This is a genomic window from Caballeronia sp. SEWSISQ10-4 2, assembly GCF_030464885.1.
Taxonomy (GTDB): Bacteria; Pseudomonadota; Gammaproteobacteria; order Burkholderiales; family Burkholderiaceae; genus Caballeronia.
This window is the reverse complement of record NZ_JALPRJ010000037.1, coordinates 1-15,524: the sequence shown is the minus strand read 5'-3', so window position 1 is coordinate 15,524 and position 15,524 is coordinate 1. Positions and strand designations below refer to the sequence as shown.

Sequence of the window (15,524 nt, the reverse complement as noted above, 5' to 3'; positions counted from 1 at the left end):
ACTTGACGCCTCCTACCGGATGAGCCGGGCGAGGCGGAATTCGGGTTGTCCGAATTCAGGTAACGAATCTCCACCCACAAATTCGGATACCGAAGTATTCATAACTGTTTCACCGGCCTGCGTGCGGAAGCCGGTGACGACACGATTACTTACGGCCAAACATTTCAGCGCCGCCGCCAAGGGCGGGCCCGGCCGTAGGATCGATGGACTCCGGCTTCTTGGCGATCAGCGTCTGGGTGGTCAGGATCAACCCAGCCACCGAGGCCGCATTGCGCACTGCGCTGTAACTGACCTTCACCGGATCGATAATGCCCGCATCCACCAGGTTCACGAAGGCACCGGTGCGCGCATCGAGTCCCATGCCCGGTTTCGATCGCACCGCCTCGGCCACGATCGCCTCACCGTTCAGGCCGCAGTTCGTCGCGATGTGATACAGCGGTTTCGTAAGAGCACGCTGCAGCAGTCTCGCGCCCTGCTGAACACTGCCTTGAGTTCGTGAAACGACCCCCTCAAGCTCGGAGGACACCCGCAGCAACGCCATCCCTCCTCCCGGCACGACACCCTCGGCAATCGCCGCGCGCGCGGCATTGATCGCGTCCTCGATCAGATGAAGCCGCCGCTTCTGTTCGACGGGCGTAGCTCCGCCAGCCAGGATCATCGCTGTGCCGCCGGATAGCTTGGCGAGGCGCACCTGGAACTTGTCCCGTTCAACGTTCTCCGGCGCCATCTCGTACTGGCGCGCGACCTGCTGGCGACGCGCAACGATCCCGACCGGATCGCCGCCACCGGCCGTAATGATGGTCTGGTTTGCGGAAATGCGCACTTGCCGGGCACTGCCGAGATCTCGCAGCTCCGTGGTCTCGAGTTTTCCGCCCAGATCGCGGGCGATCACCCGGCCTCCCGTGACAATGGCGATATCCTCGAGCATCGCTTTGCGCCAATGTCCGTATTCGGGCGGATGGATGGCCGCCACGGGCACACCGCCATTGTCACGCCAGGCGAGCAAGCTCACCACACAGGCAGGCGCAACCTCTTCGGCAATGATCAGCAGCGGGCGTTTGCTTTTCGCTACGAGCGCCTGGATTGCGGCTACTTCTTCCAGCGACTGTAACCGCTGATCGGTCATCAGAATGAGCGGGTTATCGAGCACCACCTGCATTCTTTCAAGGTCCGTGACCATGTGGTGAGACAGGTAGCCACGATCGAATGCCATGCCGTCGACCACTTCGAGCCGGGTCTCAACCGTGGTTCCATATTCGACATCGACGATGCCATCGGGGCCTACCCGCTCCAGCGCTTCGGCCACCATCGCGCCCGTGACCTCGTCGTTGGCGGCCACTATAGCTACCGCACGGACCTCTTCGCTTCCGCGCAGCGGGGTCGCCGTACGTTTGAGCGCCGCAATGACCTCGGTTACAGCAGCCTCCAGACCCTGGACCAACTCGACGGGGTTGGCCCCCTCCGCCAGGCAGGCCAAGCCATCCTGTACCAGCGCATCGGCCAGAACCGTCGCCGTGGTAGTCCCGTCGCCGGCGACTTCATTGGTCTGCTTCGATACCTCCCGCACCACCTGTGCGCCGATGTTCTCGAACACGTCTTCCAGCTCGATCTCATTGGCGATACTCACACCGTCGCGGGAAATGATCGGCGTACCGATCGGACGGTCGATGATCGCGTTCATTCCGCGGGGCCCAAGCGTGCCACGTACCGCCTTGGCAAGCTTAGCGACTCCGCGGCCGAGAGCCATGCGGGCCTCATCGTCATGCAGCATGATATTCGGCATGATTGCCTGTCTCCTTTTATGATAGCTTTGGATTACAAACCATTTTGAATCGATCTGGCCGAGCTGATAGAACGAACGAAATGCACCGGCTTGACCTCCACTTGAGGTGTGCATGCTGTGCCGTATCGGGTAGCCAGCAAACCGCGGCACATCGCGCTGTTAAATTCGGCGTTGACGCCAATCCGCCGCAAGTTGCGCAGATAGGCATGGATCTGGCCGGCATCGAGCGATGCGCCTTCGTGGTCGACGAAGGCCAGTTCATCCGCGCCCGACCCGACGACCGGACGTCGCTCCAGGTATCGTTCGACGCGACGATGACCCTCGGCATCGCATGGCAGCGCGGCAAGCCCCACCACGCTCAACTGCACCAGCGCCGTGGGCTCATGCCGGCCCTCGATCAGATACGTCAGCAGCGCTTCCTGCCTTCGCTGGAAAGCCTTGACCATGAAGGTCCGGCGGACTTCCTCCAGTTCGCCGCTGGCTTCATTACCAAAAGTCGCCTGGAACGACAGGCCGGCCGCGACGCCGCGATTGATCTCGTCGGCATACATGTGCTCACCGAGGCCCACCGTGACCTTCGTGACCCACGGCAAGGCCGTGACGGCAATACGCATGTCGTCGGCCATCAGGAACGCGAAATTGGCGGCGCACCAGTAAGTTGGCAAGCGGAAATCGACGCGGACGTGACCGCCTGCATCGACCTCGACGCTGGTGACGAAACCCAGTTCCGTCACCGATTCGTCGAGTTCGGGATCGATGACAGACTGGAGCCGCGCCCACACTTGCGCAGTACGCTCAACGGTAGCAACGGCTGCCATGATGGTCATACCGTAGCCGTTTGCCGGGTGTCGGCGAGCAGCTTCTTCTGCGCTTCAATGTCAACCCCATACAAGCGCGCCGCGTTGAGCCCGAGGATTTTCTTCTTCGCTGTCAGCGACAATTGAACGCCCGTCTCCTTGCTGACGGATTCCGGCAGTTCGAACGCCATGAACTTCTCGATCAGCCACTTTGGCGACCAGATACCGTAGTCGCTGCCGTACAGGATCTTGTCTTCCCCGATCCAGAAGAGCAGCTCCGAAATTACATGGGCGAAATACTCCGGGCGGGTGTGAATGAACGGCAGCACCACAGCCAGGCCGCCATACACATTCGTTTCCTGGGTCGCGATCCAGCAGAAATCGTCCAGGCGCGGCAAGCCGCAGTGCTCGACGATGAAGTTCAGGTTCTGGAAGCTGGTCGCCGCGTCGTCGACGTCGGCAACATCGAAGGCGTCGCGGTTAAGCGGCAGGATGGTCGGCCCTTTGTGGACGTGGATGTTCTTGATGCCCAGCTTTTCGCAGCGTTCGAAGTACCTCTGCACGCCTGGGTCCGACAGCTTGTAACCCTTGCTGTCACCGCGCCATTCAGCGGTATAGAGCTTGACGCCCTGGATCTTGTAGCGCTCGGACAACTCGTCCAGGCGATCGAGCCCGGCCTCGCCGTCGCGAGGGTCGAACGCACCGTTCACAATGAACCGGTTCGGGTATTTCTCCTTCAACACATAGTTGGCCTCGGTCGTGTTGAAGCCGTTCTTGTAGAAGTCCGTCAGATACGTCGGCTGACAGATCGCCATGTCGTCGTATCCTGTGACGAACAGGTCGTTGTACATGGCTTCCTCGCCGTACTTGTCGAACTTCTCCTTGGGCCACAAATACTCCTTGGGACTCAAGTTCGAATGATAAGCATAAAAGCAATCGATGAACTGCTGGCCATGAACATTCTTCAAGTTGGCCTTGCTGCCGTCCCAAAGATGAACGTGCCCGTCGATGATGAATATCTCTTCACCGTCCGTGGTTCGATACATGACATTGTCTCCATGGTTGTGCGAGAGCGACCGGCGTCATGTCATGCAAAGCCGTTCGCGAGGTTCAGTAGCGGGTTACGTTGTCACTCGTAAGCCATGGCGTCGTCCATATTGCCGAACAGCACGACGGTGTCGTCGTCTATCATCACCATCCGCCCGTAATGGGTCGAGGTGGATATCTCGAACAGATGCGGGGTCATCTCGCGGCCAAGCGATTCACTGATCTCGCTCATCTTGAACTCGATCTTGCCCTGCCCGTCGATACGAATCATCGCGGGCAGGTAGGTCACCGTGATGCCGGGCTTGTGCGCCATTAACTCTGCAATCGCGCGTGCCTCGACACTATCGTTCATGGTGACGCCACACTGATGAGAAATGGTCTGCTCGAAACGAACGTCCTTCATCGACTTGAAGATGTTGTCGGTATGCACTGACATTGCGTGCTCCTCTTCCCGGTTAGGTCGTATTACTAAAGAATGGCTCAGGCCTGGATCGCCAGAGGAAAATGAACGCCGATCTCTCGGGCGATCATCTCGGCGCGCTCTATCGAACTGGTCATGCTGTCGTTGAACTGAACCACCTTGACATGCGGAATCGACCAGATTGGTTGCAAATGCTTCGCAGCGGCAGACGCCAGGGCGCCGTGCTTTTCCAACCACTCGCCGAACAACTTGCGGTTGGCGTCGCCGTGCTTCGGGTCGTTGGCAAGCATGTGGAACAGCTCGACTGCGTTGGCCAGGTTGCGCTCGTAATCGCCCTCCGCTGCGGAAACAACCGTAGGCGTCAGGAAGTCGTTTTGCGATGCGGCCATCTGCATGATGAAGCCGCTGCGGAATAGGTCGGCCACCAGCGGCTCGAAGACCACGTTCACCGCGAAGTACTTTTCGAGGAAGTCGGTTGCACCGCCTATGGCCTCCACTGCCCGGCGCGTTTCCTGCCAGATCGGATCGTTCAGCCAGTGAGACTTACCGGCATCAAGGTCGAGATTCGGCGCGTCCAGTGCAATCTCTCCCAAGTACAGCGTCAGGTCCTGGGCGAAACGCAGCTTGTACGACGCATTCGTAAGGATGGCGCTATTGATCATCTGCGTCACGCCATAGCGCTGCGCGTGCATGGTCGAAGTACCCAAGCCAAACTCGGCATGCTTGTATGCTCCAAGATGCTGCTCCAGCACCTTGAGCCACGCCTTGTCGAACCGCTTCACCGCGCCCGAACGCCGGGCATTGCCGATAGCGCCGCTGATCATGCCGATGATCGTGGACTGGCGCTGGTAGTGGGTGCGCTCCCATTCCTCATCGACAGCGCGAAACTTGTGCCAGTCCGTGCATTTAGCGGCGGTCCATGTTTCCGAATAGGTCGGTGTGCCATCGGCGAACGAAATGATCCAGTCCTGCAGCAAATACCGCTTCGGGTCCGGCTGAACGTCAACGGTCATGTCCTCGTAGTGCGTCGCCTTGCGCCCCTTCGGCTCGTAGTAGTTGTACTTGCGGCTGTCCCAACCGGCAAACTGGGCCGCACCGGCCGCGCCTGATGCAAGCGGTACCGGTTGCTCTATCGAGGTACTCATGTTGATCCTCCTTCGTCTTTCAGTTATCGGAACATCCCGCAACCGGGAGCCCTGCCATGGGGCCGGTCAGCGGACGGCCTGAGTAAATTTGTCGAAATAAAGCCGCTCGGGCGCAACCCCGGCCATTTGCAGTACGGGCATCACCGCATCGATCATCGGTGTGGGACCACACGTATAGGCATCGATCTCGCCAGTGAGCGCTTCCTCGCGCAAGGTCCGTCCAAGCACCTCATGAATGAAGCCAGTCTCGCCGGTCCAGTCATCGCCTGCTTCAGCGTGCGAAAGCGCGGGAATAAAGCGGAAGTCGGGCAGCTTCGCCGCGAGTTCGGCGAAATCGGCGAGATAAAACAAGTCGCGACGGGTACGCGCGCCGTAGAAGAAACGCACCGGCCTTTGCTCGCCGCTCTGGACGAGATCATTGAGGATCGACCACAGGGGAGACATTCCCGATCCACCGCCCACCAGCACCATCGGCCCCGGCTGTTCTTCTCGCCGGAAGCACGTGCCATACGGTCCCTTCGCCACCAGCCGGTCGCCCGGCTTGAGGCCGTCGTCGAGCTGAGAAGAGAAGGCGCCATTGGGGTATTTCTTGATGATGAACGCAAGACTCGTCTGGCCCCCTGGCTCGCTTGGTACGCTCGCCATGGAGAACGATCGGGTAATGTCCTGCCCCGGAATGGTCAGGTCGACGTACTGGCCGGCCCAAAACCGCAGTGGCTGATCCAGTTCCACTTCCAGCAGCCGGATGTCGTGTGTGAGAGCGGTTATCTTCGTCAGCGTTGCCCCTATTTCCTTCACCGCAATAGAGCGGCGCATCAGGTCTTCGTCGTAGTTCAGCAGTTCGACCGTCAGGTCACTGAAGGCGAGCGTCCTGCACAGCAAGATGTGATTTGTATCGCGCTCATAGTCGGGCAGCGCGAAGGTTGAATACTTCTTCATCTCGACGTCGCCATCGATCAACAGGGACTTGCAACTGCTGCACTGCCCTTCCTTGCACCCGTGCATCACCGAGATGCCCTGGCGGAAGGCGGCATCCAGCACGGTCTCGCCCTCCGCGACCTCCATCTCGACGCCGACAGGCTCGAATCGCACTGTATGAACTGTCTGGTAGTCGACTGTATCCGGCATGGCATCCCTCTTCCATTGCGTGTCGCTCATCGTGCCCTCCTGATTCGTCCGGGAGCGGTAGTCACCCACTCAATCACTCCCGGACGGCATCGCTTCGTCAGTTAACCGGATTAATCTTGAAACCGGCTCGATATTCGGCGATGTGCTTCTCGCGCTGCTCCGGCGTCATTCCCCGAAGCAGAACGATCGGGCTCTGGATGATGTGACCGCGAACATGATCGAGCGTCCACATGTTCCTGTCGTCGAACCGCAGATGCGGTTGCGGCACCAGGGTCTTGCCGTCGCTGCGCACGAAACCGAGATCCTTGATGCAATCAGCCAGATCCCAGCCGTGGTAGCACTCCTCCCACTCGCGGCGCCCGCTGAAGCGTCCCATGGCCGGCGTCGGCCGCCCCTCGTATTCCGAGGCGAACGCCACCTTGTGGGTCCAGCGGCACAACTCCGAGCAGTAGGTGTACAACTGGCCGTCCACTTCGTCGACTACGAAGTCCTCCCGGATCAGGCACGGCACCAGGCAACTCCAGCAGCGGTGCGGGTACACGTAGCCGTTTTCCTGGTCGAACAGCATGTTGGTCTCGCCAGGCACGCTCTTCTTCGCATACCACTTCCAGTAGTCGCCGAATTCGGCGTACCAGCCTGGGTACTTGTGCTCGAACCACTCGAAGTCCTTTTCTGTCTGAGCTTCGATACGCCAGAAGTTGACCGGCCAGCCCACGGAGAAAAACTGTGCAACCTTGTGCACGTAATTCTTCTTCACCAGACGATCCCATGCGGCCCCGACGTCGTCGTGGTGAATCTTGATGCCGTATTTTTCCAGCGGCAGCATATAAGTACGGTAGTAATCCTCATAGATCCACCGGTGCCACAACTCGGCGTACGACTCCTTGTTCTTGTCCCTGTCGGTGGTGCCGTATTCGATGAACGTGCCGATCGCCGCATCGACAATGGCGTGGTTCTGCCAGAAGGCGTAGCGAAGATCGCGCTCGAGCAGCAGATGATTGTCCGGGTCGTTGATAACCGACATCACCAGCGAATGGCCGTTGCCGATATGCCGGCTTTCGTCGGACTGCACCGAGAGGAACACCGTCGGCAATGCATAGTCGCCGTTGCGCGCGGCTTCCGAAGGCATGGCGACGAACAAGGTGTTCGTGAATGCCGTTTCAGCGACCACTTGCAGGAAGACGTTCGCTGCGGTGACGGCATCGCCGGTGAGGAACCCTTCGGCAAACTGGCGACCGATCGTGGTCGCGTAGCACTTGCCGAATGCCGCCTCGGTGATATCGAACCCGGCCGGGTCGATATAGTTCTCCATGTACCATTTCTTGAGATTCATCTGGATAGTCGAGTGCCGGAACTCGTCGACCATCTGCATGGTGAAACCCGTGCGTAGTTCCTCTCCGGGCGCGAGGCGGCCGAGCATGGCCATTGAACGCGCCGCCGAGATTTCCGGGAACGGAATGATCGCCAGGAACAGCTTCATCCACTCGACCCAGCGCGGCTGGACATTGCGGAACATGTCGCCGCGCAACGCCGCGTCGAGTGCACCGTAGACGCGATTGTCCTTTTCCTCCTGCATCGGAAAATAGGAGCGCAGCACCTGTTTCATCGGGTCGCGTGGCGCCTTGCTGATCTTGTAGTCCGTCGGGAAGGTCATGGCCTCCTGGACGTAACTGGGCGTCCAGCCGAGATCGGCGACGCGGCGTGCCGCCTCGCCGATGCTGATCCCACGCTGGGATGTGATCTTGTTGAGGGTTAATCCATCAGACATTGAGCTCTCCTTTTCCATTTCACGATTCGCCGTCGTATTTCACCTTCATATGGCGGCGCTACGGGCAGGGCCGGTTGATGCCACGGCCAGAGTCAACAATCAACAGCACAGGCGGGGGTCACTGTCGCGAACCAAAAGGTGCGCGGGTCCGGTCTTCACGATCCATGCCTCCTGTCGTTTTGTTATGCACCTCGGATCATCGACGCTTGGGTCTCGATCTACACTCATAGAGCGATTTGCGTGCCAATGAGGCTAACGTCGCGCCCTATAAGGCTGCGCAGCACATGCGATTGCTCGCATCATTTCCGACGGCTAATTCTGTTTTGTTCTGCGACATTCGCATTCGGCCGATCTGTCCGATATTGGGACGCTCATGGCTACCATCAGTCGCCTTCCCCTCTCGGCCGATGGTGCATGGAAAAAGGGAACGACAGTGTCGTGTTTTTAAGAGAATTCTTTAATTAATCTGGATGCCGTATTATTTAAGTGGCAGCAAAAACTGCGTCCTCGTTTCGGTCCCCACCATTTACCTGCCATGGGGAAGGCGAGACCGCCCGAAGCAGTTAGACGGCGCGATCATCGCGCAGCCCTGAGCCTGAACGCACGACAACCTACAGTCGCAAGCCTCCATGCTTGTCGCCTGTATAAATCACGCTCTGGGCGTCATCACCATTCGGTTTCCTTTCGGCAATGAAACGCGCGGCTAGAACCAGGGCGCCCATCGCGAAGTCCTTGCCGTAAGCGGCGATCATTTCGTCGCCAATCGCTCCCAGTCGCTCGAAGAACTGGTCCTTGGTGAAGTGTTCATCGGTCATCGTTGTCTCCTTCTTTGTGTGTAGTAAGTCTTGTCCGCTTGCTTCATCGCAGGCTTCCGAAGTTAAATAGCGCCTCCGGCAGCAACACGAGCCCGAGCTCACCGGCCTCCGTGCCCAGCGCAAGGCGGGATCCACTAGGCGACCAGGCGATCGCGCTGACAGGACTGTCCCCGGACCCCTTGACGAACAGGACGTCACTGCCGCCCGGCTGGCACAGCAGTACCGCGCCGTTGTGATACCCCACGGCAATCAAAGGATGGGTGGGATGACAAGCGACCTGAGTGACCGGGGTCTTGCCCGCAATGCCGCATTCTCGCGGTTGGTCATCGCCACCGGGCGGATCGAATCGCCAGCAAACCGCGCGCGGGCCACCGCTCGTGACCAAGACCCGGCCGTCCGCCGAAAACGATAGCGATAGGGGTTGCCCGGGATAACCGCCCATTTCGATGTCGCCGCCGTCCGGCAATCGCCACCCGTGCAATGCGTTCTCCTCCATGCCGCTCACCAGATAGCGGCCGTCGCGACTCCAGGCGACGCTGCGGTGATAGCCGGGCCACGCAAGCAGGCGCGGAACATGAGCGTCAACGGGCCATAGTGTGACTCCGCCGTGATGGGCGATCGCCAACTGCTCGCCGGCGGCATTGAATGCAAGGGCCGTTGCCGAACCCGGTAACGCCAGACTGGCAGGCTTCGTTCCCAGCCAGTGAACTCGACGCCCGGTTGCATAGGCTCGACCGGCCGGACTCGTCGCCACAAGGTCGATCCACTCACCGTCGGCATCGACAAGGACTTCGCTCGCACCATCCACATTCAAGTGGACAAGCCGGCCGTCGTCGCCACCGCTGAGAAATCCGCCTTCAGGGTCGGCAGCGAGCGAGAGGCAGGTGCCGTCGTGCACGCTGAAACGGGCCAGCGGCGCAGCGGGTTCCTGCGGCTCGACGAATTCGACACCGCCGCCCTGACGCGGCTTGAGCCCTGGGCCGCCACGCCATTCAGCAGCTGCGAGCGCCAGCGTGCCGTCACCGAGCGCGAATCCGGCATTGAGTCCCGCGGCATCCCACACGACAGCAACTACGGGCGCCTCCGTCACCCAACGTGCCCCAAGCAGCTCGATCAAAGGCGGCGGCGTATTCATGAGTCGGTCTTGCAGTGCCCGATACTCTCCCGCAATCCACGTCGATCGAGATTGCGGCCGATGAACACCAGCCTGCTATCGCGTACTTCATCTACTCTCCAAGGCCGGTCGAAATCCGTGTCCATGGTCATATGCACCCCCTGGAACACAAAGCGCCTTTCCGATCCCGCCAGGTCGACGATCCCTTTGGCTCTCAACAGATCCTGGCCTTGCTCGACCACCAGTTGCTGCAGCCACGATAGAAACCGGCTGCGTTCCAGCGGTTTTTCGACGCGCAGCGAAACGCAATCTATGCCATGACTGTGACGGCCGGGGCTAACGGATATGTGGCGAAAAGGACGCTCATCACGGGGCGATTCGTTGCCGTCGTCTGGCGACGAGTCAAGATGAAGGCGCTTGAGATCGAACGCGCCTCGATCCAGCAGCCCTGCAAGCGGCACTGCGCAGCGGACACTGTGCAGCAACTCGGCAGTAGGATTGATACCTCGTACGGCCGCTTCTACCGAAGCCAGACCAGTCGCATCGACGAGGTCGGTCTTGTTGAGCAGTACGGTGTCCGCCTGCGCCAGTTGCTCCGCGGCCTCACGGCTGTCGGCCAGCCGTGCTTGCAGGTGCAGCGCGTCGGCTACGCAAATCACGCTGTCAAGACGCGTGCGCTGACGAATGGCATCGTCGACAAAGAATGTCTGAACCACGGGCGCGGGGTCCGCCAATCCCGACATTTCTATCAGGATGCCGTCGAAGCCGCCCTTGCGTTTGATCAGCCCCGACACTACGCGGATCAAGTCCCCGCGCACCTTGCAGCACACGCAGCCGTTATTCAGTTCAACTACCTCATCTTCCGCGCCAACGACGAGGCCCCCGTCGATGCCGAGTTCGCCGTATTCGTTGACGATCACCGCGTAACGCCGGCCGTGTTGTTCGCGCAGGATGCGATTGAGCAGCGTGGTTTTTCCGGCGCCGAGAAACCCGGTAAGCACAGTGACCGGTATCCGATTCATTGCAAATCTCCCGGTTGCTTGCCAGACTCCGCCGTGTCGAAATTCGCCAGCTCGTTCTCGAGCCAGTCTCGCTCGGCTTCGATAGCCAGCAGCTCGTTTTCCGAGGCGCGCAACCGCTCCCGCAATTGCGCGATATCCCGCGTCCGGTCCGGCGTGGCGCCTTCGCGCTTCTCGCACGCCAGCGCACAGGCCAACTCGATCTCAGCGCCGGCGCATCGGTTCTCGCCGCGCAAGTAGCGGGAGTTAACCTCGGTCAATGCAATGACCAATCGCACGCGCTCGGGAATCGGGTTTGGATTGTTCTGCGACGCCACGGCGCTCTCCCTGTCGGATCCATCGCTATGGAATCAGCACCGCGCGGCCCCTGACCTTGCCATGGTGCAGGTCCTTGAGCGCCTGGTTTGCCTCGCTCAAACGGTATTCCTTCGTCGCCAGATGAACCAGTCCACGATCGGCCAACGCCATCAACTCGACCAGCTCGGGATAAGTGCCGACCAGATTGCCGACGATGGTTTTCTCGCTGGTGATCATGTCGATAGTCGGCAACTCGATCTTCCCGCCATAACCGACGATGTAATAGAACCCGCCGTTGCGCGTCATGGCGAGGCCTTTGGCGACCGCATCACCTTCGCCGACAAAATCGATGACCGCCTCCGCGCCATTGCCGCGGGTCAATTCGAGCACGCTTTGCACTTCATCGCCGCCGCCCTTGACCGTATGGTGCGCACCGCATTCCTTTGCCAGTTGCAATGCGGTTTCCGAGCGGTCGACCACGATGATTTCCGCAGCGCACAAGGCCTTCAGTACCTGGATGCCGATGTGACCCAGGCCGCCGGCGCCAATCACAACGGCGAACTGGCCGGGCAACAGATGGCGCGACGCCTTCTTGGCAGCGCGGTAGGCGGTCAATCCAGCGTCGGTGTAAGGCGCGACATCCTTGGGCGCAAGCGACTTCGGCAGCTTGATCAGCGAACGCTCGCCCGTCAGCAGATATTCGGCATAACCGCCGTTAGCGTTGATGCCCGGGAAACTGCTGTCGGTCGCATGCATGTCGTCGCCGCGCCGGCACGCCAGGCAGTGGCCGCTGGTCACGAGCGGATGGCAGATCACGGCATCGCCCACCTTGACGCTCTCCACGGCGGATCCCACCGCCTCGACCCAGCCGGCATTTTCGTGGCCCATGATGTAGGGCAAGACCACGTCGACCTTGCTGCGCCAAATGCCTTCGACAACGTGCAGATCGGTGCGGCAGACACCGGCGCCTCCTATACGCACGATCACGTCGGTGGCTCGCCCGATCTTCGGATCAACGACCTCCTCGTAACGCACGAACTCGTCACGGGTCAATGATTCGTCGTATTCATGCAGCACTGCAGCTTTCACGTTTCGTCTCCTTATCACAGTTTGCAGGGAAACTTGCCAGCATATAAATGGCCTGCTATCTGGCGGCGAAGAACGGCAATTGGCGGTTCGTGATAACGCATCCGCTAGTAAGCACCCCCGCCGCCAGCTGTCCGCGCTTTGGTTACGCCCGACGCGCGTTCGAAATGCGCCGACTGGAGAACTCGCCGGCTCCTCCAACGCGTTTTATCGCTTTTGTTAATGCAATCTCTGTGCCGATGACGCTTAACCCGCCACAGCCGGGCCTTAATGCCCGGCGGACAAAAGGAAAGTGACTGACTGAATGGCCGCTCTGGCCTGCTTGGGAATTCGCCCACTGTCGCAGAATCGGACGCCTGATCAAGCGATGGCTAGTGCATGTGTCTCGAAATCGGACATATGAGTGTCGCTATTGAAGGGGGAATGTGATGACGCGGGCCAGCCGCTCGCCGTCGTCCACGCCCGTGATTTACTGGTCGCCCAAAACGCCGCCAGTGAAATCAAGCGGCGTATTCGTTCGCTTTAACCGGGCCAAAGGCGCCGCCGAGCGTGAATCGCACCATCGATTGAGCTTCGCGCAGACGAGGTCAATCACCCCTCGTCTGCGCTTCAACATCGCGGCTTCTACTCGATCTGATGTCCGTAAGAACTCCGAACAAACTGTTCTGATTGCTCTGCCCGATTCAATCCAAGCACGACCGCCACTCACTCATGGGCACGCCGTTACTGCGCTTCGCTCGACAGTTCCGCCTGGATCGCTTCGAGCAGGCGTGGATCGTCGGCCGTGACATCGGGGGCGAAACGGCCCACTACGCGGCCATCCCTGCTGATCACGAATTTCTCGAAATTCCATAATACGTCCGGCGCAGGATTAGGCTCGATGCCGTAACCCTTCAGCCGATTACGAAAAGGGCCGTCACCGGTGGCATTCGGCTGCGTGCTGGTCAACGTCCGGTAAAGCAGATGCTGGTCGGCGCCCACCACCGATACCTTCGAAAACAGGGGGAATTTGACATCGTAGGTCAGGCTGCAAAACTCCTTGATCTCTGCGTCGCTGCCCGGCTCCTGGCCCTTGAAGTTGTTCGCCGGAAACGCCAGCACTTCCAGGCCCTCTGCCCGCTTGTCCTCGTAGAGTTTCTCCAGGCCTTCGTATTGCGGCGTAAGTCCGCACTTGGAGGCCACGTTCACCACCAATAACACCTTGCCCTTGAACGGCTCGAGCGTAATCGCTGCGCCGTCGATGGATTTAACCGGAATATCGTAGATTGTCTGGCTCATGGTTTGACTCGCTGGAGAATGAGATGAGTGTGGGATCAAGCGCCGTCTATCGTACTTCGGAATCGTCAAAGCAGCGCGCGATGCGTCCGGCGAGTTATATCCCAAGGCTGATTACCAACTGTCGCCAAGGGCTTACCCATTATTGTTTTTTGTATCGACTGGTGAGCGCAATGAGTGCGCAGTGCATCGCGTAAGAGGCCGCGTCGCGTTACCCCGGGCGTCTGCAGTGCTGCTCCGGTCGGTGCAGCAGGATAACTGGCGTTATTGTTTTGTTACTCGCCGTAGTAAGTGCTTCGGCCGAAGCTGATAAGTTAAAAGCAGTCATGCCGTTCATGCGATCGTATCGACCACGTGAACGGGTGCGACCCACTGAAAACGAAGGAGAAGTGCATGAGAAAGATTGCAGCTATGGCGGCCCTGGCGGCCACAACATCGCTACTTGGCGGGTGTTGGTGGGGCCCGCCGGGTGGAGGATGGGGTGGTCCCGGACACGGTGGCCCAGGAGGAGGGCCTGGCGGTGGTGGTCCGCAAGGCGCAGTCATCGTGCCCCATACGACTTCTGTGACCTGACCATTCATTTGACCCGGTCGGCCCCACCCACCCCGTTAGTGGGGCCGACCGGGTCACCGTATGCTCCAACTCCCCGGCGTCACGGTCATAAACGTGCGCCCTTCCCGCCAGCGCGGATGGCAACCCGCCGGTCTGATCGAGGAAATTGCGCACCTGCGCGCACATGTTGCCAAACCGCGTGGGCGTACCGAAGATGATGGCGTCGGCTTGCGCCAGTTGCTCGACCGTAGCCAGGGGAACATGCGCAAACCCCGCTCGCACTGCCTTGGCACCAATGCCTGCAGTGGTCGTTATTTCAATAAGCTCTTGACGCGCGGCATCGCGCACCAGCGCCGCTTTGCCATTTTCATACGCTGCGACCAATCAGGACGGCTGGTCGTTTCCATTGTGTTCGTGGAGCGGATCAGGGCTCTTCTGAGTCGCGCGTAGCACGCCGGTGCTGTCGAAATAGAAGTGGAAGAGCTGGTACCACACGTCGTCCTCCAGATAGCGATAACTCCATACTTCGCGCTTCATCAATGGGAAGTAAGCCGTCTCCTCCGGTCGGCCGAAGTTGACCAGGACGTCATTCTTCGTCCATTTGCCGAGCTCCGCGCGATAGAACTCGCTGGGCTGCAGCACTTGCCGGACGCTGATCACCTTGCCCGTCGCGTCGATGTCCGCAGCCGTGGTGAATTCGCCCCAAGGCTGCGTCGGCCACATCAGCCGTTTCGCGCCACCAGGTAGCTCGTAAGCCTCGCGCGGCTGGCCCAGCTTAGCGATCACGACCGCTTCCTGTTCACCTGCCTGGAAACCCTGCCAGGGCTGCGCGCAGGCGCCTAGCGCGAGCACCGCCGCGCAGGCCAGCACGATGCGTGCGCTATAGGCCCGACGCAATGCGAGGCTGTTTATTTTCGACTCGCGGGACGCCATGTCAAAACTCCTTACGTCGTTCATCCATAGACTTTTGACACACGGCATGGAAAAAGATTTGAAAGAATTTCGAATAAAATGTTGGTTGGCCTAAGCCGCCGAAGCTCGACTTCGCACTCAAAATGGCGTTGCAAATACCTCGTACGGATCGATCGAACAAGGCTCGGTGTCAAGTTTCAATTCCGGACCAGATACTCAAGCGACCCGCGCACGCGCCGCACCGAATTAAACATGGCGACATAAATATTGCAGCATTATATGATTGCGTGGTTACTCTTTTGGAGAGGCAACCATGCGCAAGCTCGAAATTGCAGACCCGCAGATCATGCAGGTTGCGATTCAAC

14 protein-coding genes and 1 pseudogene are annotated in these 15,524 nt (G+C 59.7%); all 15 read right to left on the bottom strand.

The genetic code is table 11. The features are described from left to right. Window positions 1–145 precede the first annotated feature (145 nt). Window positions 146–1,783 (bottom strand): molecular chaperone GroEL, encoded by a 1,638-nt coding sequence (locus M0D69_RS24025; RefSeq protein WP_301784377.1) that lies wholly within the window; start codon window positions 1,781–1,783, stop codon window positions 146–148. Window positions 1,784–1,815: 32 nt separating this feature from the next. Continuing rightward, window positions 1,816–2,610 (bottom strand): metal-sulfur cluster assembly factor, encoded by a 795-nt coding sequence (locus M0D69_RS24020; protein WP_301784376.1) that lies wholly within the window; start codon window positions 2,608–2,610, stop codon window positions 1,816–1,818. After that, window positions 2,607–3,626, bottom strand: a complete 1,020-nt coding sequence (locus M0D69_RS24015; protein ID WP_301784375.1) for an amidohydrolase family protein — start codon at window positions 3,624–3,626, stop codon at window positions 2,607–2,609. The genes M0D69_RS24020 and M0D69_RS24015 overlap by 4 nt, the downstream gene beginning before the upstream one ends. An 83-nt stretch (window positions 3,627–3,709) precedes the next feature. Next, on the bottom strand, window positions 3,710–4,063 hold the full coding sequence (locus M0D69_RS24010) for an MmoB/DmpM family protein (protein WP_047897150.1): 354 nt from the start codon (window positions 4,061–4,063) through the stop codon (window positions 3,710–3,712). 44 nt (window positions 4,064–4,107) lie between these two features. Then, window positions 4,108–5,193 (bottom strand): toluene hydroxylase, encoded by a 1,086-nt coding sequence (locus M0D69_RS24005; RefSeq protein WP_301784374.1) that lies wholly within the window; start codon window positions 5,191–5,193, stop codon window positions 4,108–4,110. 66 nt (window positions 5,194–5,259) lie between these two features. Further along, on the bottom strand, window positions 5,260–6,351 hold the full coding sequence (locus M0D69_RS24000) for an NADH:ubiquinone reductase (Na(+)-transporting) subunit F (RefSeq protein WP_301784373.1): 1,092 nt from the start codon (window positions 6,349–6,351) through the stop codon (window positions 5,260–5,262). Window positions 6,352–6,418: 67 nt separating this feature from the next. Continuing rightward, window positions 6,419–8,089, bottom strand: coding sequence for an aromatic/alkene/methane monooxygenase hydroxylase/oxygenase subunit alpha (locus M0D69_RS23995; protein ID WP_047897147.1), 1,671 nt, complete (start codon window positions 8,087–8,089; stop codon window positions 6,419–6,421). Window positions 8,090–8,700: 611 nt separating this feature from the next. After that, window positions 8,701–8,904, bottom strand: a complete 204-nt coding sequence (locus tag M0D69_RS23990) for a hypothetical protein (protein WP_301784372.1) — start codon at window positions 8,902–8,904, stop codon at window positions 8,701–8,703. 43 nt (window positions 8,905–8,947) lie between these two features. Beyond that, a complete protein-coding gene (locus tag M0D69_RS23985; RefSeq protein ID WP_301784371.1) occupies window positions 8,948–10,039 on the bottom strand; it encodes a WD40 repeat domain-containing protein in 1,092 nt (363 codons plus the stop codon). Next, entirely contained in the window at window positions 10,036–11,040 is a 1,005-nt protein-coding gene (locus M0D69_RS23980) for a GTP-binding protein (RefSeq protein WP_301784370.1), read from the bottom strand. Before M0D69_RS23980 ends, M0D69_RS23985 begins: the two co-directional genes overlap by 4 nt. Then, window positions 11,037–11,354: a hypothetical protein gene (locus M0D69_RS23975; protein ID WP_301784369.1), complete on the bottom strand. Its 318-nt coding sequence runs from the start codon at window positions 11,352–11,354 to the stop codon at window positions 11,037–11,039. Before M0D69_RS23975 ends, M0D69_RS23980 begins: the two co-directional genes overlap by 4 nt. Before the next feature lie 25 nt (window positions 11,355–11,379). After that, window positions 11,380–12,423, bottom strand: a complete 1,044-nt coding sequence (locus M0D69_RS23970) for an NAD(P)-dependent alcohol dehydrogenase (protein WP_301784368.1) — start codon at window positions 12,421–12,423, stop codon at window positions 11,380–11,382. Window positions 12,424–13,143: 720 nt separating this feature from the next. Continuing rightward, window positions 13,144–13,698, bottom strand: a complete 555-nt coding sequence (locus M0D69_RS23965; RefSeq protein WP_301784367.1) for a glutathione peroxidase — start codon at window positions 13,696–13,698, stop codon at window positions 13,144–13,146. Between the two features lie 690 nt (window positions 13,699–14,388). After that, window positions 14,389–14,505, bottom strand: a pseudogene (locus M0D69_RS23960) (NAD(P)H-dependent oxidoreductase); the annotation flags it as partial. A 126-nt stretch (window positions 14,506–14,631) separates the two neighbouring features. After that, a complete protein-coding gene (locus M0D69_RS23955; protein ID WP_301784366.1) occupies window positions 14,632–15,180 on the bottom strand; it encodes a hypothetical protein in 549 nt (182 codons plus the stop codon). Window positions 15,181–15,524 lie beyond the last annotated feature (344 nt).

What these genes read in the sequence shown, in the direction of transcription:
- M0D69_RS24025 (WP_301784377.1), bottom strand. Translation starts at nt 1,783, where the DNA reads ATGCCGAATATCATGCTGCATGACGATGAGGCCCGCATGGCTCTCGGC.
- M0D69_RS24020 (WP_301784376.1), bottom strand. Translation starts at nt 2,610, where the DNA reads ATGACCATCATGGCAGCCGTTGCTACCGTTGAGCGTACTGCGCAAGTG.
- M0D69_RS24015 (WP_301784375.1), bottom strand. Translation starts at nt 3,626, where the DNA reads ATGTATCGAACCACGGACGGTGAAGAGATATTCATCATCGACGGGCAC.
- M0D69_RS24010 (WP_047897150.1), bottom strand. Translation starts at nt 4,063, where the DNA reads ATGTCAGTGCATACCGACAACATCTTCAAGTCGATGAAGGACGTTCGT.
- M0D69_RS24005 (WP_301784374.1), bottom strand. Translation starts at nt 5,193, where the DNA reads ATGAGTACCTCGATAGAGCAACCGGTACCGCTTGCATCAGGCGCGGCC.
- M0D69_RS24000 (WP_301784373.1), bottom strand. Translation starts at nt 6,351, where the DNA reads ATGAGCGACACGCAATGGAAGAGGGATGCCATGCCGGATACAGTCGAC.
- M0D69_RS23995 (WP_047897147.1), bottom strand. Translation starts at nt 8,089, where the DNA reads ATGTCTGATGGATTAACCCTCAACAAGATCACATCCCAGCGTGGGATC.
- M0D69_RS23990 (WP_301784372.1), bottom strand. Translation starts at nt 8,904, where the DNA reads ATGACCGATGAACACTTCACCAAGGACCAGTTCTTCGAGCGACTGGGA.
- M0D69_RS23985 (WP_301784371.1), bottom strand. Translation starts at nt 10,039, where the DNA reads ATGAATACGCCGCCGCCTTTGATCGAGCTGCTTGGGGCACGTTGGGTG.
- M0D69_RS23980 (WP_301784370.1), bottom strand. Translation starts at nt 11,040, where the DNA reads ATGAATCGGATACCGGTCACTGTGCTTACCGGGTTTCTCGGCGCCGGA.
- M0D69_RS23965 (WP_301784367.1), bottom strand. Translation starts at nt 13,698, where the DNA reads ATGAGCCAGACAATCTACGATATTCCGGTTAAATCCATCGACGGCGCA.
- M0D69_RS23955 (WP_301784366.1), bottom strand. Translation starts at nt 15,180, where the DNA reads ATGGCGTCCCGCGAGTCGAAAATAAACAGCCTCGCATTGCGTCGGGCC.